This window comes from Methylibium sp. T29-B (assembly GCF_000576225.1).
Taxonomy (GTDB): Bacteria; Pseudomonadota; Gammaproteobacteria; order Burkholderiales; family Burkholderiaceae_C; genus Methylibium; species Methylibium petroleiphilum.
Map to the genome: position 1 here is coordinate 1 of NZ_AZSN01000314.1, position 1,961 is coordinate 1,961.

The following is a 1,961-nucleotide window of genomic DNA, read 5'->3' on the forward strand; positions in this document are numbered from 1 at the left end:
ACGGAACGGGTCGACCACGAAGCGCTCGGCCGTCAGCTCCGGTCGGTTCAGATAGCCTCGCGCCACCCCCACCCCGCCCACGTACAACTCCCCGATCACCCCGATCGGCACAGGCTCCCCGTACCCATCCAGCACGTAGCAGTGCATGTTGTCCACCGGGCGCCCGATCGGCACCGTCGCCCCCACCCCGCTGATGTCCACCTCAGGCAGGCACGTCGCATCGATGCTGGTCTCGGTCGGTCCGTAGAAGTTGCCGATGCGCACCTTGAGCTTGCGCACCACCTCGCTCGCCAGACTCCTCTCCAGCGCTTCGCCCCCGCACACGACGTAGCGCAGGCTCTCGCATCCCTTCAGGTCCGGCTCCGCCAGCATGGCCTTGAGCGCCGAGGGCACCACCTGCAGCACCGTGACGCCATGCTCGCCGATCGCCTCGATCACGCTCGCGCTGTCGCGCTCTTCCCCAGCCTGCAGCACCACCACCGCCGCCCCGACGTGCAACGGCACCAGCATCTCCACCAGCGCCGGATCGAAGCTGATGCTCGTCTTGAACAGCATCCGGTCCCGGGCCTGCAGGCCCACCGTGCGACCGAACCACTGCACGTGGTTGCTGATGCCTTCGTGCAGCACTTGCACGCCCTTGGGCCGCCCCGTCGAACCCGAGGTGTAGATCACGTAGGCCAGATCCTTCGGCTCGACCCCCACGCAGGGGTTGCCTTTCACCGGCCCGCTCCACAACGCCTGCAGCGGCTCTTCTTCCAGGCACAGCACTTCCACGCCGGTCGCGCCGGCTCCCCACGTGCGCATCGCCTCGCGCGCCTCGCGGTCCACGAGTACCCAGCGCGCCGCGCTGTCTTCGAGCATGAAGGCCAGCCGCTCTTCAGGGTAGCTCGGGTCCAGCGGCAGGTAGGCCCCGCCAGCCTTGGCAATCCCCAGCAGCGCCACCACGGTGTGCATGCTGCGCTGCATGCACACCCCCACCAGCGCCTCCCGGCCCACGCCCAGACCGATCAGGTGGTGGGCCAGCGCGTTGGCCCTGTCGTTGAGTTCGGCGTAGCTCCAGCTTCCCTGCCCCTCCTGCGTCGACAGCACCGCCAGTGCCTGCGGCGTGCGCTCGGCCTGCCCTTCGAACAACTCGTGCAGGCGCTGCACTTCGTTGGGCTGCCGGCGGCCTTCCCAGCCTTGCAGCAGCAGCGCCTTCTCCTCCGCTCCCAGCAGCGGCAACCGGTCGATGGCCTGTCCTTCGTCTCTCACGATGGCGCGCAGCAGTTCGCCGTAGTGCTCGCTCAGCCGGCGCACCGTCTCTTCTTCGAACAGCTCTCGGCTGTATTCGAACTCCCCTCTCAGCTCACCCTGCACTTCCGTGAGCGAGAGCCCCAGGTCGAACTGCGCCTTGCCCGTGTGCACGGCCATGCGCTCGGCACTCACGCCCTGCAGGTTCAGTTCCCCCTGCGGCGCGTTCTGCAGGTCGAAGACCACCTGGTACAGCGGGTTGTGTCCGATGCGGCGCTGCGGACTGAGCTCCGTGACCAGCCGGTCGAAGCTGAGGTCCTGGTGTTCGTAGGCCTGCAGCGCCCCGGACTTCACCCTCTCCAGCAGTTCCGAGAACCGCGGCTTTCCGCTCAGGTCGGTGCGCAGCACCACCATGTTCACGAAGTACCCGATCAGCCCCTCGAGCTCTTCGTGCGGCCTCGCCCCCGTGGGCGTGCCCACCGCAATGTCCTCTTGCCCACTGTGGCGCATCAGCAGCACCTTGTATGCCGCCAGCAGCACCATGAACAGCGTCGCTCCGTGCCGCCTCGCCAGTTCCTTCAGCCCCCTCACCTCCGCAGCATCGGCCTCGAACCTCACCACCCCTCCGCCACCTTCGCCTCGCCCAGACCTCTCCCGGTCCGCCGGCAGCCTCAGCTCCTCCAACCCCGCCAGCCGTCCTCCCCAATACCTCAGATCGGCTGCGCTGGCTT

1 protein-coding gene is annotated in these 1,961 nt (G+C 68.0%); it reads right to left on the reverse strand.

The window, feature by feature from the left end:
* The coding region (locus tag Y694_RS21505) for an amino acid adenylation domain-containing protein (protein ID WP_255343901.1) at window positions 1-1,944 on the reverse strand (1,944 nt) is incomplete at its 3' end.
* Window positions 1,945-1,961 lie beyond the last annotated feature (17 nt).